Genomic DNA, 20,380 nt, shown 5'->3' on the forward strand with positions numbered 1-20,380 from the left:
CCCTTTGGCCGACGCAAAGACAGAGGAGACGGGAAAATGAAGATCAAGCATCTGGTAATGGGTCTGCTGATGGGCGCCGCGCTGAGCTTTGGCACCGCCTGCAGCGACGACGACGACACCGTAAAGGACGGCGCAGTCTCCAAGAAGGACGGCGCGGTCAGCAAGGTCGACGGCGCTGCCGCCAAGAAGGACGGCGCAGTCGTCGCCAAGGATGGCGCGGTCATCAAGGTCGACGGCGCTGCCGCGATGGACGGCGCTGCCGCGATGGACGGCGCTGCCGCGATGGACGGCGCTGCCGCGATGGACGGCGGGCAGTAGGCCTTTAGCACCCACGCGGTGCCGAGCGCCGGTCATGGGCCCGGCACCGCGGCTCGCTCCCCAGCGAGCCCTCCCTCAGTGACCTCTTCCGCGATATTCTCCGCGACTGGCTGCGGCGCGATTCTTGCGTCGGGCTGCGTGACCAGCTAAATGGCGAGCGACCGCGTTGCATTGGTGACGGGCGGTTCGCGCGGCATTGGGCGCGCGGCTGCGGAGCTCCTGCTCGCAGAGGGTTGGTCCGTCGCGGTCGCACACCGGCCTGGCCTCGCCGCTGAGGCGTCGGCGCAGGCGCCGCTCTCATCCTCCAGCGACCGCTGGCAGGCCTATGGCTGCCAACTCGCCGATCCCGAGGCAGCCGCGACCTTGGTCCAGGCGGTCGCCGGGCGTTGGAAGCGTATCGACGCGCTGATCCACTGTGCAGGCAGCTTCCAGCGGGTCCCCTTGCTCGAGCAGAGTGCGGCCGATTGGCGGCGAGCCTTCGACGACAACCTACACGGGTTGTTTCACGTCAGTCGCGCCGTGGCGCCCTTGATGCGCCAGCGACGCTGGGGTCGCATCATCACCTTCGCCTCGGTCAATGCCGACCAGGCCGTCGGGCAAACCCACGTCACGGCGCATGCGATCGCCAAGCTCGGGGTGTTGGTGCTGACACGCTCGCTGGCCCGGGTGCTGGGCTCGGAGGGGATCACCGTGAACGCGATCTCGCCCGGCTTCATCGCCTCCGGTGGGCTTTTGGCAGAGGATCTCGAGGCGATGGCGCCGCAGATTCCGGCCGGGCGCTTCGGCCGGCTGGAGGACATCACTGCTGTCGTGCGCTTCCTACTCTCGGAGGAGGCGAGCTACGTCAACGGAGCCAACCTCCAGGTCAGCGGTGGCTGGGGACTGTAGCGCTCTGGTGATGGATCGGTGGCTGCCGGGCGGCCCTGATCACGTTCAGCTGCGCAGGCGGCGCCTGGGAGCGGGGAGGGGCTTCTGGCGCGTGGAAGGTCAGTCCCCCTTCTCCCCAGGCGACCTACCAGGCGACCTGGTGGGTGGCCCGGAGAAGCTGCGCTCGAGGCAGCTCGCGAGGGTGGGTGTACCGGCGTCCAACCACTCGTAGCGCACCTGGACGACTGGCTTGTTCAGCGGCGCGAGGCGCGCCAGGTCGATGGGGGTCGCCGAGAGCACGAGGTCGGCCTCGGCGGCGTTGATCGTCGCGGCCAAGGCCGCGACCTGCTCTGGCGAGTAGCCCATGGCGGGCAGCGCGAGGCCAAGGTGCGGGTACGCTCGGTAGACCTCGCGCACCGACCCGACCGCGATCGGTCGTGGGTCCACCTGCTCCGCAGCGCCATAGCGCTCCGCCGCGACGGTGGCAGCGCCGAAGGGCATCGAGCCGTGCGTCAGCGTCGGGCCATCTTCCACCACGAGCACGCGCTGGCCGGCCAAGGTCGGCCGCGGCGGGTCGAGCGTCAGCGCGCTGTCGGCGCGCACGACGATGGCCCGCGCGTTGACCCGCGCGACGTTGGCGGCTACCGCCTCGATCTCCGCCGGCGAGGCGACGGAGATCTTGCCGATCACCACGATGTCGGCCGCGCGCAGGTTGACCTCGCCGGGATGTGAGTCGAGCTCCTGCCCGGCGCGCAGCGGGTCCGCGAGCGTGATCCAGAGATCGGGTCGCACGAAGGGCGTGTCGTTATTGCCCCCGTCCCAAACCAGGAGGTCGCACTCCTGCTGGGCCCGCTCGACGATCGCCGCATAGTCGATGCCAGCGAAGACGACCGTCTGACGCTCGAGGTGGGGTTCGTACTCCTCACGCTCCTCGATCGTGCAGCCGTGGTGGTCGAGGTCTTCGTAGCTGGCGAAGCGCTGCACGGCGCGCCGCGCGGAGAGCTCGCCGTAGGGCATTGGGTGGCGCAAGACCACCGGGTGGTAGCCGCGGCGGCGCAGCGTCTCGACGACGTAGCGCGCGGTCTGGCTCTTTCCGCAGCCGGTGCGCACGGCGCAGACGGCGACGACGGGCACGCGGGCGGGCAGCATCGTCGATGCGGCGCTGAGCAGGCGAAACTCGGCCCCCGCCGCCAACACCTCGGCGGCGAGGTGCATCACCTGGCGGTGGGCGACGTCCGAGTAGGAGAAGACGACGACGTCGACCCCGAGGCGAGCAATCAAGGTCGCGAGCTCATCTTCGGGGAAGATCGGGATCCCCGCTGGGTAGCCGGCGCCGGCAAGCTCGGCCGGATAGCGTCGGTCGGCGATGCCGGGGATCTGCGCCGCCGTGAAGGCCACGACCTGATAGCGTGGGTTGTCGCGAAAGCAGGTATTGAAGTTGTGGAAGTCGCGCCCAGCGGCGCCGAGAAGCAACACACGATCGGCCGGCATCTTAACCTCCTGAGGCTGGCGGGATGCGCCGCCGGGCTCGGCCGCCCCTCCGCCGGGCGGTCCAGCCCCTTGGAGAAGTGTAGCGCAGCCGGCAAACTTTGCGCTCGGGTTGCCGGCGACCGGCCCCGGGAATCTGCCAGACTGGTGGAGTGCCCCTTTTGCGGGCTGAGCGCCCTGCGATATAATTCCCCCACGATGCGCGCGCCCGAGGAGACCGGCCGATGAGTGAGCAACGCTTCGAGGCGGGGCACGTCTCCTTCCTCGAGATCCTCACGGCGCTCCACCGCACCGCGGGCGCCGAGTTCGTCACCGGCGCGCTGATCAAGAGCGGCATCAGCGCGGCCCGCAATGCGGCCGAGCGTGAGTTCGCGACGATCGAGGAGTTCATCGAATCGATCGACAAGCTCGACAACCCGATTGCCCAGCTCGAGGGCGCGGCGCGCCATTACGGCAACGGGCTCTTTGGCCTGCCCGAGTGTCCCTTCGCCGCGGCGATCGAGGCGCAGGGCACGGCCGAGACCGCGCTCTCGGACCCCTACCGGGACATCACCGCTGAGATGAACAAGCCGACCGCGCTCAGTGACCAAATTCGTGTCGGTCGCGGCGCCGTCGTCAGCCCCTTCTGTGCCCTGCATCAGCCGCTGCGCAGCGCCTTGGGCGAGCGCATTCGGGTGGCGGGGCGCGCGCTGAATATCTATCAGCTCGCTTGCCGCACGGCCGACGGAAAGAGCGGGCTCGCCGAGCACTGGATTCAACATACGGGCTTCGACCGACGCCTGATCGAGCAGGTGCTGCTCGAGAACATGTGCTGCTACTGCATCCGCTTCGAGCGCGACAACTGAGGGCTTCCGCGCGCAGCCACGGCCCCTCCGCGCTCAGGCGGCGGTGCGCTGAGGCTCGGCGGGGGTCAGACAGCGCGCCGCGATCTGGGCCCGCGCCTCGGGATGCTCAGCGAGCCATTGGCAGGCGGCGGGGCGGCCCTGGCCGAGCTGCTGATCGTTCCAGGCGAACCACGAGCCCGACTTCTTCACCACGCCTTGCTCGGTGGCGAAATCGAGCAGCTCGCCGTCGCGGTTGATCCCGCGCCCGTAGAGGATCTCGAATTCGGCGGAGCGGAAGGGCGGCGCGACCTTATTCTTCACCACCTTGACCTGGGTGCGACTGCCGACGACCTGCTCGCCCTCCTTGAGCTGCCCGATGCGGCGCACCTCGATCCTGACGCTGGCGTAGAACTTCAGCGCCGTGCCGCCGGTGGTCGTCTGATTGCTGCCGTAGGTCACGCCGATCTTTTGCCGCGTCTGGTTGATGAAGAGGATCGCCGTGCCCTGGCGATAGGTGGCGCCGGTCAGCTTGCGCATCGCCTGGCTCATCAGCCGCGCCTGCAGTCCGACGTGCGCGTCACCCATCTCCCCCTCGAGCTCGGCGCGCGGGACCAGCGCCGCCACCGAGTCGACGACGATCAGGTCGACCGCCGCGCTGCGCACCAGGTGGTCGGCGATCTCCAGCGCTTGCTCGCCGCAGTCGGGCTGGGCGATCAGCAGCTCGTCGATGCGGACGCCGAGCGCGGCGGCGTAGGCCGGGTCGAGCGCATGTTCGGCGTCGATGAAGGCGCAGAGGCGCCCCTTGCGCTGGACCTCGGCGATCGCGTGCAGCGCCACCGTGGTCTTGCCCGACGACTCCGGGCCGTAGACCTCAATCAGGCGGCCGCGTGGCAACCCGCCGACGCCGAGCGCGCGGTCGAGCTGCAGCGAGCCGCTCGAGAAGACCTCGATCGGCGCTGGCTTGGTGCCACTGCCGAGGGCCATGATCGCACCCGCGCCAAACTGCTTCTCGATCGCGGCGACGGTCTGCGCGATGGCCTTCAATCGGGCGGCCACCTTGCTGACGACGGTCTCCTTGCTGACGACGCTGTCTCTGTTCATCGCTTGCTCCTTCGTTGAAAATCAGGTTCTCAGCGGACTGAGGCCATGAATGAGGTGGTTCATCCGACCCAGCGTTCTTGCTGCAGCGCCAGCGCCAGCGCGACATGCCCGTCACTCACCTGATCGATGGCCTCGAGATCAGCGAGGGTGCGCGCGACGCGGCAGCAGCGGTGGACGGCCCGCGCGCTCAGGCTGTGGCGCTGGGCATGCTCTTCGATTAGTCGGCGCGAGAGGGGGGAGAGCGGGACGTGCCGCTGCAGCGCGCGTGCGCTGAGCTGGGCGTTGCAGTGGATGGCGCTGCGGACGTAGCGCTGCCGCTGGCGCTCGCGGGCCGCGGCGACCCGGAGGGCGACGGAAGCGGAGGGCTCGTTGTCGCCGGGACTGAGCACCTGCGCCGTCGGCACCGGCGCGACTCGCACGAAGATGTCGAAGCGATCGAGGAGCGGACCTGAGATGCGGTTGGCGTAGCGCTGGGCCTCGCGTTCGCCACAGGTGCAGCAGCGGCTCTCGGAGCCGCGGTAGCCGCAGGGGCAGGGGTTCATCGCCGCGACGAGCATGAAGCGCGCCGGAAAGGTCAGCGCCAGACGAGCCCGGACGATGGTGACGTGGCCGCCTTCGAGCGGCTGACGCAGCGCCTCGAGCGTCGACCGCTGAAACTCGGGAAGCTCGTCGAGGAAGAGCACGCCGTTATGCGCCAGGCTGACCTCGCCCGGGCGCGGATGCGACCCACCGCCGATCAGCCCGGCGCTGCTGCAGGTATGGTGAGGCGCGCGGAAGGGTCGCCGACGAATCAGCCCGACGTCCTTGAGGTGGCCGGCGACGCTATGCACGCGCGTCGTCTCAATCGCCTCGTCGGCGGACATCGAGGGGAGCACGCCCGCGATCCGGCGCGCGATCATCGTCTTCCCCGCACCGGGCGGTCCGATCAGGAGGAGGTTGTGGCCACCCGCAGCCGCGACCTCGGCGGCGCGCCGTGCCGCCGGTTGACCGCAGACCTCGGCGAAGTCCGGCTCGTTGGACCGGGGCAGCTCGTCGAGCGGCGGCGGCGGTGTGGCGACCGCGGCCAACGCGCCGCTGAGCAGCGCCACCGCCTCGCTGAGGGAGTCGGCCCCGAGCACCCTGAGCCCCGGCACGAGCGCTGCCTCCGCCGCGTTTGCCCGCGGCAGCAGCAGCGCCGCAAAGCCCCAGCGCCGCGCGCCCTCGGCCACGGTCAGAGCGCCGCGAATCGGGCGTAGGCGGCCGTCCAGCGCCAGCTCACCGGCGAGCAGCGTTGCGGCTGGGTCGAAGGAGGTCAGCCCGCGCGCCAGCAGCCCGCCCAGCGCGATCGGCAGATCGAAGCTCGAACCGTCCTTGCGCAGCTCCGCTGGTGCGAGGTTCACCGTCAGGCGGACGCTGCCGAGGTCGAAGCCGCTATGCGCCAGGGCCGTGCGGATGCGTACGGCGCCCTCGCGCACCGCATTGTCGGGAAGACCCACGAGGTGAAAGCCGGGCAGGCCGCGCCCGGCGTCGACCTCGACCTCGACCGGTAGGGCCTCGACGCCGACCACGGCCGCCGTATGGAGTCTACAGAGCATGGACGAGCGTTAAGCACGCGACGCGCCAGCTCGGCGCCACGGGCATTCAAGGGCTTAGGCCGCGCTCGACCGTCGCGGTGCGAAATCCGGTCCGGGCGATCCGTATTCCGGCCGCGGCACGTGCTTGCGCAGGCGCGGCTGGCGCGGCATACCGGGGCGGCGCACTCGGATCGGCTGCGCTGCTGGAGGTGGAGAGCGCTTGAAATTACGTCTGCTGATCTTCGCGGTCTCGGTGATCGGCGTCGCCGTCGGGCTGCACGCTTATCTCTGGCGCCGCCTGGTGCGCGATACTGCCCTGCCGCCGCCTTGGCGGCTGGCCGCGCTTGGACTGCTGGTCTTTCTGGTGCTCGCGTTGGTCGCGGCGATTGTTTTGCGGCGCGTGTTGGCGCCGGAGCTGATGCGCTGGATCGCGCAGCCGGTCTACCTTTGGCTCGGGTTGTTGCTGCTCTTGCTGACAGCGCTGGTCGCCGGCGATGCGCTCAGCGTGCTGGCCTGGCTGACGCGGCGCTTGAGCGGGCAGGGTGGGCCGGTCGACCCGCAGCGCCGCGTTGCGCTCTCACGCCTGCTTGGCGGCGCTGCAGTGGCCTGGGCCGGCGGCGCTGGCATCTTCGGCGCGCGAGCCGCGCGCGATGGGGCGCGTCTCGTCACCCGGCGTGTCGAGGTGCCGCTCGCTGGGCTCCCGGCGGCCCTCGACGGCTTTCGCATCGTGCTCTTGACCGACCTGCATATTGGCTGGTCGCTGCGCCGCGCCTGGCTCGAAGAGGTGGTCGCGCGCGTCAACGCGCTGGCCCCGGACCTGATCGCGATCACGGGTGATCTCGTCGATGGCAGCGTGCAAGAGCTGCGCGATGAGGTCGCGCCCTTGGCCACGCTGCGCGCGGCGCATGGCAGCTTCTTCTGCACCGGCAACCATGAGTACTACTCGGGAGCCGTGGCCTGGTGCGCGGCCATCGAGGCGCTTGGGGTGCGGGTGTTGCGCAACGAGCGCGTCGCGATCGGCGCCGGCGCGGAGGGCTTCGACCTGGCGGGGATCGACGACTACAGCTCGGCGGGCATGGCGCCGGGCCACGGCCCCGACCTGCCGCGCGCCCTCGACGGGCGCGACCCGCAGCGCGCGCTGGTGCTGCTGGCTCACCAACCGCGGGCGATCTTCGAGGCGGCGCGCCTGGGCGTCGGCCTGCAGCTCTCGGGACATACCCACGGCGGTCAGATCTGGCCGATGACCTACCTCGTCCGGTTGCAGCAGCCCTACGTCCAGGGTCTGGTGCGGCACGAGGGTAGCTGGCTCTATATCAGCCAGGGTACAGGTTACTGGGGGCCGCCGATGCGCCTCGGAACGATCGCCGAGATCACGGAGCTCACCCTGCGCGCGGGGATCACTGACTAGGCGGAGCGCTCGGCTCACTGGACCTGTCACTGGTCTTGTCACTGGTCTTGTCACCGGTCTTGTCACCGGTCTTGTCGCTCGACTGGGGCTGAGCGATCTGATCGGTGATCTTCGTCTTCGTGCCCGGCCGTGCGTTGATGCGATAGACCGCGTGAAAGCCGAATTGCTGGTTCTTCAGCTCGATGACGTGGCGCCCCGCTTCGATCGTCACCTGCAGCGGCGTATGTCCGACGCTCTTGTCGTCGACGAAGACCTCGGCCCAGCCGGGGCGGACGTCCGAGGCCAGGATCGCGTCGGCTCCCTCCGCCTTGCCGACTGAGACCTTCCCTTTGCCACGCGATCCGCGCTTGGCGCTCTCCGCTGAGCCGGGCTGCGGCTCGGTGGCCGCCCGCGCTGGGTGCTCACCGCCCGTGCCCTTACCCGCGGAGGCTTTGCCGCTGGCGCTAGAGCCGGCCGCGACGCTGCTGTCCCGGGCCGCCGCCTTGCCCGCGGAGGAGCGCGTGCCCGGCGCCTCTGGCATCAACACCGCCTCGAGCAGCAGCCGCGGCTGCTGCGGCGTGAGCACCGCGCGTTGGACCCAGAGGCTATAGCCAGCGCCGCCGCGCACCGTCACCAGCAGCTCGCGGCCGAGCGGGAGGCCCGAGATGCTGCATGGCGTGCGGGCGCAGCGCTGGGCGCCATCGACGAAGACCGCGGCCTCCGGCTTCGACCAGACATCGAGCCCGCCGGCGCTCGGTTGCTGAAGCGATCCCTGGGCCAGGCCGCTGCCCGCGAGGAGGCGATCCTCTCGGCGCAGAAAGACCATCAGCACCGCCGCGACGGCGATGACGACCAGCAAGAGCGTCACGGCGACCCACGGTGCCGGATTGACGCCGCGCTCGGCGCTGTGGCGCGGCTGCGGCCGTTCGAGCGCGGTGCGCTCCTCGCGACGCGGCGGCGGCCCGATCCTCGGCCGTTCGGCCGCGCCGCCGCGGCCCGGGCCTGCGCCACGGAGCTGCGAGCTCGACGGCGGGCCGACGCCCGTCGTCACGTGCTCCTCGAAGGCCTCACCAGGCCCTGGGGCGGGACGCAGCGCGCTGAGGCCGCTCGCCGGGTTACCGCTGTCGGGGCTAGCCTTGGCTGGTTGGCGCTCGCGCAGGCGCTCCTCGAGCCCGACCACGGGACGGCGCAGCTCGGAGCCGAGGTAGACGATCGAGGGGTCGGTCGATGGGGCCGGTCGTGGCTCCTCCGACTGAATGGGAATCTCGGTGTCGCGATCCTCCGAGAGCGAGCTGAGCGAGCGTAGGGCCGAGATGTTGCGATGTCCGGGCGAGGTGGCTGACTGCCCCGTGGCCACCCTCTCGGTACCCCGCGCGACGCTCTGAAGGCTGACGGGAGCGGCGCTGGCGCTCGGGGCGCCCCCCTCCTTGGCCGCCTCTTCGGTCAAGGTCAGCGGTGGTACGAGGGCGCTGACGTAGTCCCCGAGCTCCTTCGGAAAGGCGATCAAATCGTGGTCGCGGCCGAAATTGAGCAGATCGTCGCGCAACCCGGCGCAGTCCTGATAGCGGTCGCCTGGCGCGTTCGCCAGCGCGCACATGACGATCTTCTCGAGCTCCGCTGGATAGTCCGGACGCAGCTCGCTGGGGGGCGGGATGATGCCCTCGGCCACCTGCCGCATGTTGACCTGGCCGCTGCGGGTGACGCGCGGCAAGCGGCCGGTGGTGAGCTGGTAGAGCACGACTCCGAGCGAGAACACGTCCGAGCGCTTATCGACCTCGTCGCCCGTGTACTGCTCGGGCGACATGTAATGGACTTTGCCCTTGACGACGCCGACCTCGGTCACCTGGACCTTGCCGACGGCCTTCGCGATCCCGAAGTCGGTGACCTTGACGGCACCCTCGCGGCTGCAAAGGATGTTGTGCGGGCTGACGTCGCGATGGACGAGGCTCAGCGGCCGCCCGTCGAGCCCCGCCTGGCGATGGGCGTAATCGAGGCCCTGCGCCGCCTCGGAGACGACTCGCAACACCAGCCGCATCGGCACGCGACTCTTGCGGCGGCGCTCGATGCGGGCCAGCGTGGCGAGGTCGCAGCCGTCCACGTACTCCATCGCGATGAAGTACTGGTCCTCCTCCTGCCCCAGCTCGTAGATCTGAACGATGTTCGGATGCGAGAGCTGCGCGGCGATGCGCGCCTCGTCGAGCAGCATCTCGGCTACGCTGCTCATGCTGGAGAACTGCGGCAGCAGCCGCTTGACCACCGCGAGCCGACGAAAACCCGCCACGCCTTCTTGGCGCGCGAGGAAGACCTCGGCCATTCCCCCGGTGCCGAGGCGGCGCAGCGTCTTATATATTGCGGGCGAGCCGCGACGATCGGTGAGCACAGATTCAGCCACTGCCCGAGAGTGTACTGAGCACCTGCGGCCTCAGCAACGGCCAGCCGCCCGATTTGGACGAGAAATCCCCCCGCGTGCCCGCCGCCGCTTGACCGGCTTTGGACTGGCGACTACATTGCGCAGCGTGGTGCGTCATCTCGCTCGAGCCGCCGGCGTCCTGCTGGCGGCCCTCGTGTTACTTCAGCCCGCTTTGACCCACGCCGCGCCGGACGACCCCGAGGCGATGTTGCGCGAGGCCGAGCGCTTCTACGAAAACCTCGAGTACGAGTCCGCGCTTCGCGTCTTGATCACCGTGCAGCAGCTCAAGGAGCTGACGCCGATTCAGCGCGCGCGGGCTTACCTCTATATGGGCGTGGCGTTTACCGCGCTGGGGCGCGCCGAGAACGCCGTTCAGGCCTTCGTCGAGGTGCTGAAGATCCGCTCGGACTTCCGCCTGCCCGACGGCGTTTCCCCGAGCATTCGCGCGATGTTTTCGCAGGCGCTCAAGCGGCAGGGGATCCCGGATCCGAGCGCTGCGGCGGGGGCGGCTGGGGCCCCAGCCGGCGCGGAGGCGGGTGGCGGCGGTGGTGAGGGCACGGGCCAACCCGTGGCGGGCTCGGCGGTGGAGATCGTCGCCAAGTCGCCGCGCAGGGTGACGGCCGGTCGGCCAGTCACGATCGCCCTCGCGATCGACGATCCGCGCCAGCAATTGCGCGAGGTCGTCGTTCGCTGGCGACGCTATAAGGGCCCCGATTACTCGACGATCCATCTGCGCGCGCGCCCCGGTCAGGAACGCCTGGAGGCGACGATTCCGGCCCAGGACCTCGGCACGGAGGCCGGTCGGATCCTCTACTATGTCGAGGCGCGCGACGCCGATGGGAATGTGCTCGCGCGTGACGGCGACGACGAGCAGCCGCGTGGCGTCGATGTCGGCGCTAGCGGTGGCCCTGCGGCTGCCGCGGGCAGCGCCCGCACGAGCCGGCGCTGGCTCTGGTGGGCGGCGGGAGCGGGGGGTGTGGTGGCGCTGGCCGGGGGCGTGATTGCGGCGGTCGTGCTGGCGGGCGGCGGCGGAGGAGGACCGGGAGCGAATGCGGACGTCACGCTCACGATACAGTGACGAGCAGGCTGCGCGGGCGGGCGGGCCTGCGCTTCGTCAGGCGGCAGGCCGGGCGCCGCTCGGCGCGATCGCGGCGCTGCTGCTGGCCACCGCCTGTGGCGCCGGCACGCCCGCGCCGATCGCGCGCCTCGAGGCTGCGATCCTCGTCGATCGTACGGTCTTTCGCTTTGTGCGGCTCTTCAACGTGGCCGCCCTGCAGGCGGGCACGACCACGGGCGCGGCCGTCGCCTGTGCCGAGTTTCCAAGCCAATACCGGCTCGGCGATGCGCGCCTGCGGCTGGCGGGGCCCAAGGCGCGCCTGCAGGTCGAGTGGCAGGGGCAGGAGCAGGAGGGGAGCGCGGGTCTTCGGGTCACCGCAGGGCAAGCGCTGGTCTTCGTGATCGAGGCCCTCGCGCCCTATACGCAGGGCGCCACGACGACCACGCATGTGGTGGGCCGCGGTTGCGTGGCGCATGACGGCTTCGCGGCGGGCAGCGCCAGCAACACGCTCGCCGTCGATGTGCGGGCGAGCACGGGCGCACCCTGCCAGCAACCGACTGACTGCGAGCGCACCCTCGATCGCTGCGTCTTGCAGCAACCCGACTTCCCCAGCGGCTACTGCACGCGGAGCTGCGTCGGCGACCAGGACTGCATGCCTGGCTCGGTCTGTTCGCGCGGAGGTGGGTTTTGCGCGCGCGTATGCGGCGCGGCGGGAAGCGTCTCGGACTGCGAGGGCGGCCAGGAGTGCTTGCCTCGGCTGACGGTGGGTGGCAGTTGCGCCACCCTTTGCGGGCCGCCGAGCTGGGATCCTGCCGGCGCCTGCAGCTAAGCCAACGCTGCGCTGCGAACCGGCGCACGCGCGCCGCGGCCCGTGGTGGTCAAGATGGGTTCAACGCTCCCAGGCCAACGCCAAGAAGACGCGTGCGGGCGGCAGCGGGAAGCCGACGCTGTCGACGGCGTCGCGCTTGTCGAGGAGATTGCGGCCCTCGAGGCTCAGCGTGAAGCCGCGCAGGGTGTAGCGCGCGCTCGCGGCCGCCAACACGCGACCCTCCTCGCGCGCGTTGCCGAAGCGATCGAGCCCGATTCCGCTTTGCACCGCGAGCGAGCTCGCCAGGCGGAGTGGCCCCAGCCACTGCGGCGAGCCTGATAGGCCGCTGAACGCCCAGCTCAGCTCGAGGCTACCCTGGTGCCGGGGATGGGCCGGCAGGGCCAGGCCGGTCTGAGCCAGGCGGGTCTGCAGCAGGCAGTAGGTGGCGCCGACGCGCAGTCCCGCCGGCAGCGTCGCCTGCAGGCTGAGCTCGGCGCCCGTGGTGTCGGCTCCGCTGAAGTTGTCGGGCCGAATCAGAAAGCTGCTGACCGGCGCGACGAGAATCACGTTGTCGATCCACCGGCGGAATACCCCGAGCTCGAGCGCGATGCGCGGGAGCGGCGCCCAGCTCAGCGCCGCGTCGAAGGCCAGCGCATCCTCCGGCTGGAGGTCCGGGTTGGGGCCGAAGCCGTCGACGCGCAGAAACTGCTCTTGGTAGGAGGGGAAGCGCAGGCTGCGGCCGAAGCTCGCGCGCAGCTGCAGGCTGCTCAGGCGGTCGTCGGTCGCCTGTAGCTCCGCGTGCCGGTCGACCCAGGGCTGCAGGAGCAGCCCGAGCGCCGGCACCCAGCGCCCGCCGAAATCGCTGCTGCGGGTCCAGCGCAGCGTTGGCGTCAGCACGAGCTGGCGACCGAGCGGTGAGAGCTCCGCAGCCAGCCAGCCCTCGGTAGAGAGGCGTTCGCGCGCGCCGGCATCGGCGCCGAAGAAGAGGTCGGAGCGGAGCTCGACCCCCGGTCGCAGGCGCAGCCAGGGCCGCAGCGGCAGCGTGGCCTCCGCGATCCCTCCGAGGCCGGCGCTATTGCTCTCGCTCTCCACCGGCGGCGGCGCGGGCTCGCTGAAGCGAAAGTGACCGAAGCGCTGAAAGAGCCGCAGGTCGAGCCGTCCGCCCCGCGCGCCGAGCAGCGCGTGTCGGCTGACGTGAAGGGCCAGCAGCGCACGGAGATTCGTTTGGCGCGCGCGCTCACTCGGTCGTTGCATCATCCCCGGCGCGCCGCGCCAGGCGCCCCCAAGGGAGGCGAGCAGACCCACGCGCCAGGGGGCCGCGCTGGCGTTGTCGAGGCGCAGCAGCAGCTCGCCGAGCTGGCCGTCGTTGTTGCGCCGGCGCGTCGTCTGTCGGTTGTGGTCGATGAAGGGGAAGTCGCCGGCGCTGCGCCGATAGGCGGCGCTCAGCGCCAGGCGCGCCCGGCCGATCCTGGCGCGCTGGCCGGCGTGCGCGGTCAGTGTCTGCCACGATCCATAGCTGGCGCCGAGGCGCGTGCGCGGCCCGCGCGCAGCCGTCGCCGAGTGCAAGAGCACCGCTCCGCCCACCGCCCCGGCGCCGAAGCGACTCGAGCCGCCCGAGCGGTAGACCTCGACGGACGCGAGCTGAAGTGGATCGAAGAGCGAGAGGTCGATCGTCGGCTGCCCGGGGTCCGTCAGGCGAACGCCGTCGAGAAACACCGCGACCTGATGGGGCTCGACGCCGCGCAGCGTGACGAGCTTCGCTTGCCCGCTGCCGTAGTCGCGCACCTGGAGGCTCGGCACCCCGCGCAGGTGGTCGGCGAGCTCGGTGCCCGGCGCGGCCTCGGCCGTGTCGACGCGGCTGACGAGGGCCGTCGGATCAGCCTCGCCGGCGTCGTTGGCCTCGCCGTGCACGACCGTCTCAAAGCGCGTGGGCGCGGCCTCGGCGGCGTTCCCGAGCGTTATCAGCAGGCCGATCGCGGCCACGATCGATCGTCGCCGCGGCATCAGGTCCTCGAGGGCCGCGCCGGCCCGCGTTCAGCGACGCCGAACGTGGCGATCACCGCCTGGCGTTCAAGATCTGACGTCCGACGCGCGGTGCTCGATCGGCGGCGGGCGTTGCGTCTGGTTCAGCGGCGTCGTCCAGGACGGCGGCCCATCAGGAACTTCAAAACTTGATGACCATGCGCGCCCGCAGCGTCTGCGCCAGACCGGCGTCCTTGGCGTCGCTGAGGTAGATGCTCGCCGGGCGGTCGAGCGCACTGAAGGGGATCAAGAGCCCGTACTGCACCCCGGCGCTGAAGCCATCGTCGACGTTCTGGTAGTAGAGGTCGAGGTCCATCTCAAGCCCCAGACTGCGCGCGTTGCCCGGGTAGGCCGTCGGGTTGTTGGCGAAGCTGTAGATCAGGTCGAGGCGACTGCCCAAGGCCCCGAGGAAGTCGAACTGGAGCGAGGGCTTGAGATAGGTCGCGTTGGCGACGGTGCCGAGGATCTCGCGAAAGAGGATCAGGTCGACGAGGAAATCCGGATTGAAGCGCAGCTCATTGAGCGAAGCGTCGCGCAGGTTGGGGTCGATGACGCGCTGGCGGCGCCGATTGAGGTCGAAGAGCTCGCTGTCGTCGCCGGAGGCGCTGCCGAGCTCGAAGTCGAGCTTCAGCTTCTCGCCGAAGAAGAGGTAGCGCGAGCGGGCGACCAAGCCGTACTGCACGAGGCGGCGCGAGCTGATCGTGTTCGGATCGTCGGAGACGTTCTCGATCTTTCCACCGACGAAGATGGCCTCGGCCTCGAGCCGCAGCTTGCGCCAGGCCAGGCGGGCCCAGCCGTCGGCCGTCCAGGACCAGGCGTGGCGTTCCACGAGCTGAGCGCCGAGCTGGTCCTGGGTGCGGTCGAGCGTGCCCGTGCCGCTGTTGTCGGTCGATTGCGCGAGGTAGTCGAAGGCCTGCTGGCGCCAGAGCAGGTAGGCGCCGTAGTCGAGCACGGGCTGACCGCGCGTCAGGCGGTCGGTCCGCTCGGCTTCGTCGGTGCTGCGCGTGATCATCAGGGCGAGCTGATCGACGTCGTCGAGCTGTTCGAGGTCGATCACCGAGCCGTTGCCCCAGCGCCCCGCATAGGCCGGCCGGCCGGCCAACACTGTCGCCGAGCTCGGCCCGCTGGCGGCGAAGTCGTAGGCCAGACCGATGCGATGTCCAGCGATCGGCGCGGTGACGAAGGCGATGCGGTCGAGGTTGTTGCCGACGTTGCAGTCCCAGCACTGACCGTCGTTCTGCATCATGCCAAGGCCCCAATGCCAGGGCATGCGGCCGAAACGCAGTTGGCCGAGAGGCGTGTCGACCTCGCCCCAGGCACGCTTGACGACGATCGCCGCCGTCGCGCTGTTCTGTCCCGCGACCGGTGCGGCCTGGGAGTCGGCCATGAAGGCCAGCGGCGCCGCGGGGGCATAGCCGGTCGCGCTGAGGTTGTCGGGCGTGCTGCCGAGCGAGAGATTGTCGAGGATGTCGACCTGCGTGAAGACGCGCACGCTCTCGGAGACGTTCAGTCGCGGATCGAGGCGCAGGCGCAGATTGGCGCCGGTGAGGGTCCGCTGGGGGCAATCGCTCGCCGGGAGGTCGCGCGTGTCGCCCGTGCCGACGACCGTCCTGGTCCGCCGGAGCGCGCAGCGATTGGTCTCCGACCGCTCCGCGAGCGGCATCCAATAAGGCGCGTAGGTCGCCGCGGGGGTGCCGACGCGGATGTCACCTTGGCTGAGGTTGAGGTTATGGCGCAGGTCGGCGCGCACGCGGAAGTAGCCATCGAGCTCGAAGAACTCGATGCGCTTCTTGACGACGTTGGGCCAGGCAGGCAGCGGAGGCAACTCCTCCTCCGCTGTTTCCTCCGCGGGCGCGGCCTCGGCCGGACCATCCTTGGTTTCGGCCTTGGGATCGGGCGCACCCATGCCGCCGCGCGGTTGCGGCATCATCCCCTGGGTCGCCGCACCCGGTATCCAACAAACCGTGCCGAGCAGCACGGCGAGCCCGCCGAGCAGTAGCCGCATCGAACCCTCCAGCGTCGCCACCGATCGCCCTCGCGCCGCCCGCGGGGAAGCATCCTCGCCGAGCGCCTCGAAGTCTGGGGCGGCGGCACTATAGCCACCGCGCGGAGATAGGGTCAACGACGGGCGCGGGCCGGTGAATTGCGTTGCCAGGGCGACGCAATGCGATGATCGTTTGGGTTAGGAGCCGCGGTCGCCGCGCGCTCGGCGACCTGCCCCGGCGCCCCGAGAGCGGAGATAGGCATGCGTGGAAAGCTGACCGCCGACTCGTCGCCCGCGCGCCTGGCCGCCGCCTGGCGCCGCGCGCTGGTGGGCGTGGCGTTAGCGCTCGGCGCCTGCGGGGGAGAGACGGGGCTGCTCTTCGCGATCACCGGCGACCCGATGCAGACGCTGGAGGTTGGCGTCGGCGTCGAGCGCAACGGGCTCTATGTGCGCGACAGCCTCGTCTCCGGGCTGCGCGTCGAGGTCTCTGGCCGCTCGCTGCAGGCGCGCCCCTACGAGCTGCTGCTGCGCCCGCCTGCGGGGGTCGAGGCGCCGCCGCCCGTGCGTGTGCTCGTGCTCGGCTGGCGCGCCGCCACCGCCGGCGGCGAGGTGCTGGCGAGCTTCGGGTTCTCCGAGCCGCAGCGCTTCGTGCGCGGGGCTGTCCTGCGTCGCGCCTTGCGCCTGCAGGGGACGCCCGCGCAGCTCCAGAGCAGCGCCGGCTGCCAGATCGCGGTGATCGGCGCGCGCCGACTGGCCTTGGCCCCGTCCGACAATCTGGACTGTGATGGCGTGCGCCGTGGCGACACGCCGCCCGACTGCAACGATGGCGACCAGCGGGTCTACCCTGGGGCCCCAGAGCTCTGCGACGGCCGCGACACGGATTGCGATGGCCAGCCCGGACCGGCGCGCGTGCCCTGCTTCGCGCGCGGCGACGCGGGTGCAGAGACCGAGTGCCGAGCGGGAACACGGAGCTGCGAAGGCGCCGAGGGCGAAGCGCCGGCGGGGCCCTGCGTCGCGGACGGGACGAGCCCGCTGGTCGCGCAGCAATACTGCGATGCGTCCGAGCAATGCGGAATCACGGCCGAAGCGCAGGCCTGTATTGAGCAGCGTGTTCATCCCACGCGCCTGACTTGCACAGTGCAGGTTACGGATACGGGCGTGGCCTGCCCGGGCGCGGCCCACGCGTTGATCGCTCCCGAGGGCGCGATGGGCTGCGAGTGGCGCATCGTCGATGCGGGCGCCTTCGGCGTGGGGTTGGAGAGCCCGGGAACGACGAGCGTGGCGCAGTGCAGCACGGCGCTGGTCGTGCCCGGGAACCTGACCCTGCCGGAGAGCGGCCGGGTGATCGTGGAGCTGCACGCCGAGGCTCAGGCGGGTCAGGTGCTCGAGCTGAGCCTGGCCACGCAGATGGTGGCCCTCTGTGAGAGCGCGCCGCTGGTCTGCGTCACGCCCTAGCGCAGCCCCCGCCGCGTCGGCGCGTCGGCTCCGACCGGGAAGTTGCCCCGCCGCTTTTGGGTATCCTAATGTAGGTGCATGTACATTCTCAGAGCACCTCGCAGCGTCGAGCGTCAGCCCCACTTTCAGAGCGAAACCGGCGATTTTACGCTCTTTCATGGTGATTGCCGTGAGGTGCTCAGTGAGCTGCCGGCGGGCAGCGTCGATCTGATCTTCGCCGACCCGCCCTATTTTCTCAGCAACGGTGGCGTGACCTGCCAATCGGGCAAGATGGTCAGCGTGGACAAGGGCGCCTGGGACGTCTCGCGCGGCATCGAGGAGAACCACGCCTTCAATCGTGAATGGCTGGCGGCCTGCCAGCGCGTCCTCTCACCCAACGGCACGATCTTCGTCTCCGGCACCCGTCACGTCATCTTCAGCGTCGGCTTCGCGCTGCAGCAGCTCGGCTTCAAGGTGCTCAACGACATCGTCTGGTACAAGGTCACACCGCCGCCCAACCTGAGCTGCCGCTACTTCACGCACGCGACTGAGACGATCCTTTGGGCCGCGCGCGACAGCCGCAGCCGCCACCACTTCGCCTATCAGCGGATGAAGCAGGACAACGGCGGCAAGCAGATGCAGAGCTTGTGGTCGATCCTGCCGCCGCTCAAGGCCGAGAAGCGCTTTGGCAAGCATCCGACGCAGAAGCCGCTCTCGCTGCTCGAGCGCATCGTGCTCGCCGCCAGCGATTCCGGCCAGCTGGTCGTCGATCCCTTCTCGGGCAGCGGCACCACCGGGGTTGCCGCTGCGCGCCTCGGCCGGCGCTACCTTGGCGTCGATCTCGAGCCCGAGTACCTCGAGCTGGCCCGCAGCCGCTACGCCGACCTCGCCGGCGAGCGTGCGACGCCCGCAGCGGGCGCGCCTGCCACCGAGCGCCGCGGCCCCGCCCGCGTGCTCCCACGCTGAGCGAGCGCGGGGCCCCCGTGCGCGCGCGCGACAGGCCCCTTACGACCTCGGCGACGCCGCCCTATAGTGTGCCGATGACGCTGGACCGTGAAGCTCAGGCAGCATCGCAGGCGTCGGCCGGCCCGGTGTGGGAGGGCGCGCAGCTGGCCGCATTGGCCGCCCGCCACGGCACGCCCCTCTTCCTCTATGACCTGGATGCAGCGCTGGCGCAGCTCGCGCGTCTGGTGGCAGGCCTTCCGCCGGCGGCCGCCGTGTTCTATGCGATGAAGGCCAATGCCAACGCGCGCGTGCTCGAGCTGCTTCGCGCTCGCGTGGGGGGCCTCGATGTTTCCTCGATCGGCGAGGTGCGCCTGGCGTGCGCGGTCGGCTATGCACCGGCGGCGATGAGCTTCGCGGGTCCGGGCAAGACCGACGAGGCGCTGCGCGAGGCCCTGGAGCTGGGCGTCGGGCTGATCAGCGTCGAGTCGCCGGGCGAGCTTCAGCGCCTGAGCGCCGTGGCCCGGCAGCTCGGTCGCCGCGCGGCGATCACCTTGCGGATCAACCCGGCGCAGATCCCGAACGCCTTCATGATGAAGATGGGCGGGCAGGCCTCGCAGTTCGGCATCGCCGAGGAGGAGCTGGAGGGGCCTCTGCGTGCGGCCCTGGCCGACCCTGCGCTCGAGCTGCACGGGCTGCACGTCTATGCCGGCACGCAATGCCTCGACGCCGCGGCGATCCTGGAGAACGCGCGCGCGACGCTGACGCTGGCGGCGCGCGTCGCGGGCGAGCACGATTTCGCGCCGCGCGTCCTCAACCTCGGCGGCGGCTTCGGCATCCCCTATTTCGCGGGGCAGCAGCCGCTGGAGGTCGAGACGCTGGCGCCCCAGCTCGGCGAGCTGCTGACCCGCGCGCAGGCCGCTGAGCGGCGCTTCGCCGCCACGCGCTTCGTGCTCGAGCTGGGCCGCTTTCTGATCGGCCCCTACGGCGTGTATGTGGCCCGCGTGGTCGAGGTCAAGACCACGCGCGGCAAGCGCTTCGCGATCCTCGACGGCGGGATGAACCACTGCTTCGCGGCCACCGGCAATTTTGGCCAGCTCGTGAAGAAGAACTACGCCGTCTCGAACCTGACGCATCCTGAGGCCGCGCCCCAGCGCCAGGAGCTGGTCGGCCCGCTCTGCACCCCGCTCGACTCGCTGGCCCGCGCGATCGAGCTGCCGCGAGCCGAGCCGGGCGATCTCTTGGCCTTTCACGCCTGCGGCGCCTACACCTTCTCGGCCAGCCCGCTGCTCTTCCTCGGGCACGACACGCCGGTGGAGTTGGTGCAGCACGGCGGCGTGGTGGCGATCGGCCGCCGGCGGCTGGCGGCGACGCACTTCGCCTGACGCGGGCCGCCCCGGGCCAGCCTAGGGCCTCGCCGGTTGAGGCCTGCCGCGGCCTCGCAGCGCGCCCCTCAGAAGCGTACGGAGGTTCCGAAGAGGAGGAAGTCCTTGCCGAGGTCCTCAAACCCGCAGCCGTCGAAGGGGCACACCTTCCGCCAATGGACGCGCTCGCCGAGCACGCGTCCGTAGCTGGCGAAGAGCGAAAGATCGGCCAGGCGACCATCCCAGCCCGCGCTGAGCTGCGGGTTGAGCGTCAGCCCAAACCCTGTCGATGGACGCGCTGAGCGCGCGGCCGGTGAGGGACACGTAGAAACCGCTGGGGCTGATGCGGGTCAGGACGGCATAGACGCCCGGCTGAAGGCCGAGCTCGGCACCCACCCGTAGAACCAGGGGCTCGTGCTCGGTAGCTCCAGGTAGAGGTCGAGAGTCGTGAGCAGGAAGAGCAGCGGCACCTTGAGCTGAATCGCGTAGCCGAGGTTGTTCGCGTGGCGCGTTCCTAGTTGAAGATCGACCTCGGCATTGAGCCATGCGCCGACTGGGATGGAGTCGTCGGGACGTTGGTCATCCGTGCGGCTGGCGCCACCGCCGCCGACGGTGAGGTCGAGGTCGAAGCCAGGTTCGATGCGAGCATTCCTACGGGCGACGTGCGGCAGGCAGCCACTGACGAAGAGCGTGCTCGGCAGCACGAGCGTTTGAAGGGCGCGAGCGGGCGTTTTGTTCTGCATCAATTGGCTCCCTGACTGCTACGTAACACGCTGGCGATCTGAAGGTGCTCAGCAAGGTTCGCGCCGCGCCTCCTCAGC

At 70.4% G+C, this 20,380-nt stretch carries 16 protein-coding genes; 9 read left to right on the forward strand and 7 right to left on the reverse strand.

Going from position 1 to position 20,380, the window contains the following annotated elements; genetic code table 11:
- The first annotated feature begins 36 nt into the window (after positions 1-36).
- Both IPL40_01845 and IPL40_01850 read left to right on the forward strand, forming a co-directional pair.
- Positions 37-318, forward strand: a complete 282-nt coding sequence (locus IPL40_01845; protein ID MBK8479908.1) for a hypothetical protein — start codon at positions 37-39, stop codon at positions 316-318.
- 150 nt (positions 319-468) lie between these two features.
- The gene (locus IPL40_01850) at positions 469-1,206 is read left to right on the forward strand and encodes an SDR family oxidoreductase (GenBank protein ID MBK8479909.1); all 738 of its coding nucleotides are present in this window, start codon (positions 469-471) and stop codon (positions 1,204-1,206) included.
- Between the two features lie 99 nt (positions 1,207-1,305).
- Here the strand turns inward: IPL40_01850 and IPL40_01855 are convergent, their stop codons facing one another.
- Complete coding sequence (locus tag IPL40_01855; GenBank protein MBK8479910.1) at positions 1,306-2,676, reverse strand: GTPase; 1,371 nt, start codon at positions 2,674-2,676, stop codon at positions 1,306-1,308.
- A 221-nt stretch (positions 2,677-2,897) separates the two neighbouring features.
- Here IPL40_01855 and IPL40_01860 point away from each other — a divergent pair, with 221 nt between their 5' ends.
- The gene (locus IPL40_01860; GenBank protein MBK8479911.1) at positions 2,898-3,518 is read left to right on the forward strand and encodes a hypothetical protein; all 621 of its coding nucleotides are present in this window, start codon (positions 2,898-2,900) and stop codon (positions 3,516-3,518) included.
- 33 nt (positions 3,519-3,551) lie between these two features.
- Here the strand turns inward: IPL40_01860 and recA are convergent, their stop codons facing one another.
- Together recA and IPL40_01870 are read right to left on the reverse strand one after the other, a co-directional pair.
- A complete protein-coding gene (recA, locus tag IPL40_01865; protein MBK8479912.1) occupies positions 3,552-4,598 on the reverse strand; it encodes a recombinase RecA in 1,047 nt (348 codons plus the stop codon).
- A gap of 59 nt (positions 4,599-4,657) precedes the next feature.
- Positions 4,658-6,172 (reverse strand): YifB family Mg chelatase-like AAA ATPase, encoded by a 1,515-nt coding sequence (locus IPL40_01870; protein MBK8479913.1) that lies wholly within the window; start codon positions 6,170-6,172, stop codon positions 4,658-4,660.
- 199 nt (positions 6,173-6,371) lie between these two features.
- On the opposite strand from IPL40_01870, the gene IPL40_01875 reads away from it, so the two are divergent.
- Complete coding sequence (locus IPL40_01875) at positions 6,372-7,559, forward strand: metallophosphoesterase (protein ID MBK8479914.1); 1,188 nt, start codon at positions 6,372-6,374, stop codon at positions 7,557-7,559.
- Here IPL40_01875 and IPL40_01880 read toward each other — a convergent pair.
- Complete coding sequence (locus IPL40_01880; protein MBK8479915.1) at positions 7,549-9,918, reverse strand: serine/threonine protein kinase; 2,370 nt, start codon at positions 9,916-9,918, stop codon at positions 7,549-7,551. The genes IPL40_01875 and IPL40_01880 overlap by 11 nt on opposite strands.
- Before the next feature lie 139 nt (positions 9,919-10,057).
- On the opposite strand from IPL40_01880, the gene IPL40_01885 reads away from it, so the two are divergent.
- Entirely contained in the window at positions 10,058-11,026 is a 969-nt protein-coding gene (locus IPL40_01885) for a tetratricopeptide repeat protein (GenBank protein ID MBK8479916.1), read from the forward strand.
- Positions 10,998-11,834 (forward strand): hypothetical protein, encoded by an 837-nt coding sequence (locus tag IPL40_01890; GenBank protein ID MBK8479917.1) that lies wholly within the window; start codon positions 10,998-11,000, stop codon positions 11,832-11,834. The genes IPL40_01885 and IPL40_01890 overlap by 29 nt, the downstream gene beginning before the upstream one ends.
- A gap of 60 nt (positions 11,835-11,894) precedes the next feature.
- On the opposite strand, the gene IPL40_01895 is transcribed toward IPL40_01890, so the two are convergent.
- Together IPL40_01895 and IPL40_01900 are read right to left on the reverse strand one after the other, a co-directional pair.
- On the reverse strand, positions 11,895-13,817 hold the full coding sequence (locus tag IPL40_01895; GenBank protein MBK8479918.1) for a TonB-dependent receptor: 1,923 nt from the start codon (positions 13,815-13,817) through the stop codon (positions 11,895-11,897).
- Between the two features lie 160 nt (positions 13,818-13,977).
- A complete protein-coding gene (locus tag IPL40_01900) occupies positions 13,978-15,957 on the reverse strand; it encodes a TIGR04551 family protein (GenBank protein ID MBK8479919.1) in 1,980 nt (659 codons plus the stop codon).
- 123 nt (positions 15,958-16,080) lie between these two features.
- Here IPL40_01900 and IPL40_01905 point away from each other — a divergent pair, with 123 nt between their 5' ends.
- From IPL40_01905 to IPL40_01915, 3 genes are all read left to right on the forward strand, one after another.
- On the forward strand, positions 16,081-17,274 hold the full coding sequence (locus IPL40_01905) for a putative metal-binding motif-containing protein (protein ID MBK8479920.1): 1,194 nt from the start codon (positions 16,081-16,083) through the stop codon (positions 17,272-17,274).
- Positions 17,275-17,352: 78 nt separating this feature from the next.
- Complete coding sequence (locus IPL40_01910; protein ID MBK8479921.1) at positions 17,353-18,219, forward strand: site-specific DNA-methyltransferase; 867 nt, start codon at positions 17,353-17,355, stop codon at positions 18,217-18,219.
- Positions 18,220-18,293: 74 nt separating this feature from the next.
- Positions 18,294-19,580, forward strand: a complete 1,287-nt coding sequence (locus IPL40_01915; protein ID MBK8479922.1) for a pyridoxal-dependent decarboxylase, exosortase A system-associated — start codon at positions 18,294-18,296, stop codon at positions 19,578-19,580.
- Positions 19,581-19,909: 329 nt separating this feature from the next.
- Here the strand turns inward: IPL40_01915 and IPL40_01920 are convergent, their stop codons facing one another.
- A complete protein-coding gene (locus IPL40_01920; protein MBK8479923.1) occupies positions 19,910-20,302 on the reverse strand; it encodes a hypothetical protein in 393 nt (130 codons plus the stop codon).
- Between the last annotated feature and the right edge of the window lie 78 nt (positions 20,303-20,380).

It is taken from the genome of Pseudomonadota bacterium (assembly GCA_016711215.1).
Taxonomy (GTDB): Bacteria; Myxococcota_A; Polyangia.

Bases quoted from the DNA above. Each gene is read 5' to 3' on its own strand.
- IPL40_01845 (MBK8479908.1), top strand. From the start codon at position 37: ATGAAGATCAAGCATCTGGTAATGGGTCTGCTGATGGGCGCCGCGCTG.
- IPL40_01850 (MBK8479909.1), top strand. From the start codon at position 469: ATGGCGAGCGACCGCGTTGCATTGGTGACGGGCGGTTCGCGCGGCATT.
- IPL40_01855 (MBK8479910.1), bottom strand. From the start codon at position 2,676: ATGCCGGCCGATCGTGTGTTGCTTCTCGGCGCCGCTGGGCGCGACTTC.
- IPL40_01860 (MBK8479911.1), top strand. From the start codon at position 2,898: ATGAGTGAGCAACGCTTCGAGGCGGGGCACGTCTCCTTCCTCGAGATC.
- recA (MBK8479912.1), bottom strand. From the start codon at position 4,598: ATGAACAGAGACAGCGTCGTCAGCAAGGAGACCGTCGTCAGCAAGGTG.
- IPL40_01870 (MBK8479913.1), bottom strand. From the start codon at position 6,172: ATGCTCTGTAGACTCCATACGGCGGCCGTGGTCGGCGTCGAGGCCCTA.
- IPL40_01890 (MBK8479917.1), top strand. From the start codon at position 10,998: ATGCGGACGTCACGCTCACGATACAGTGACGAGCAGGCTGCGCGGGCG.
- IPL40_01895 (MBK8479918.1), bottom strand. From the start codon at position 13,817: ATGCCGCGGCGACGATCGATCGTGGCCGCGATCGGCCTGCTGATAACG.
- IPL40_01905 (MBK8479920.1), top strand. From the start codon at position 16,081: ATGCGTGGAAAGCTGACCGCCGACTCGTCGCCCGCGCGCCTGGCCGCC.
- IPL40_01910 (MBK8479921.1), top strand. From the start codon at position 17,353: ATGTACATTCTCAGAGCACCTCGCAGCGTCGAGCGTCAGCCCCACTTT.
- IPL40_01915 (MBK8479922.1), top strand. From the start codon at position 18,294: ATGACGCTGGACCGTGAAGCTCAGGCAGCATCGCAGGCGTCGGCCGGC.
- IPL40_01920 (MBK8479923.1), bottom strand. From the start codon at position 20,302: ATGCAGAACAAAACGCCCGCTCGCGCCCTTCAAACGCTCGTGCTGCCG.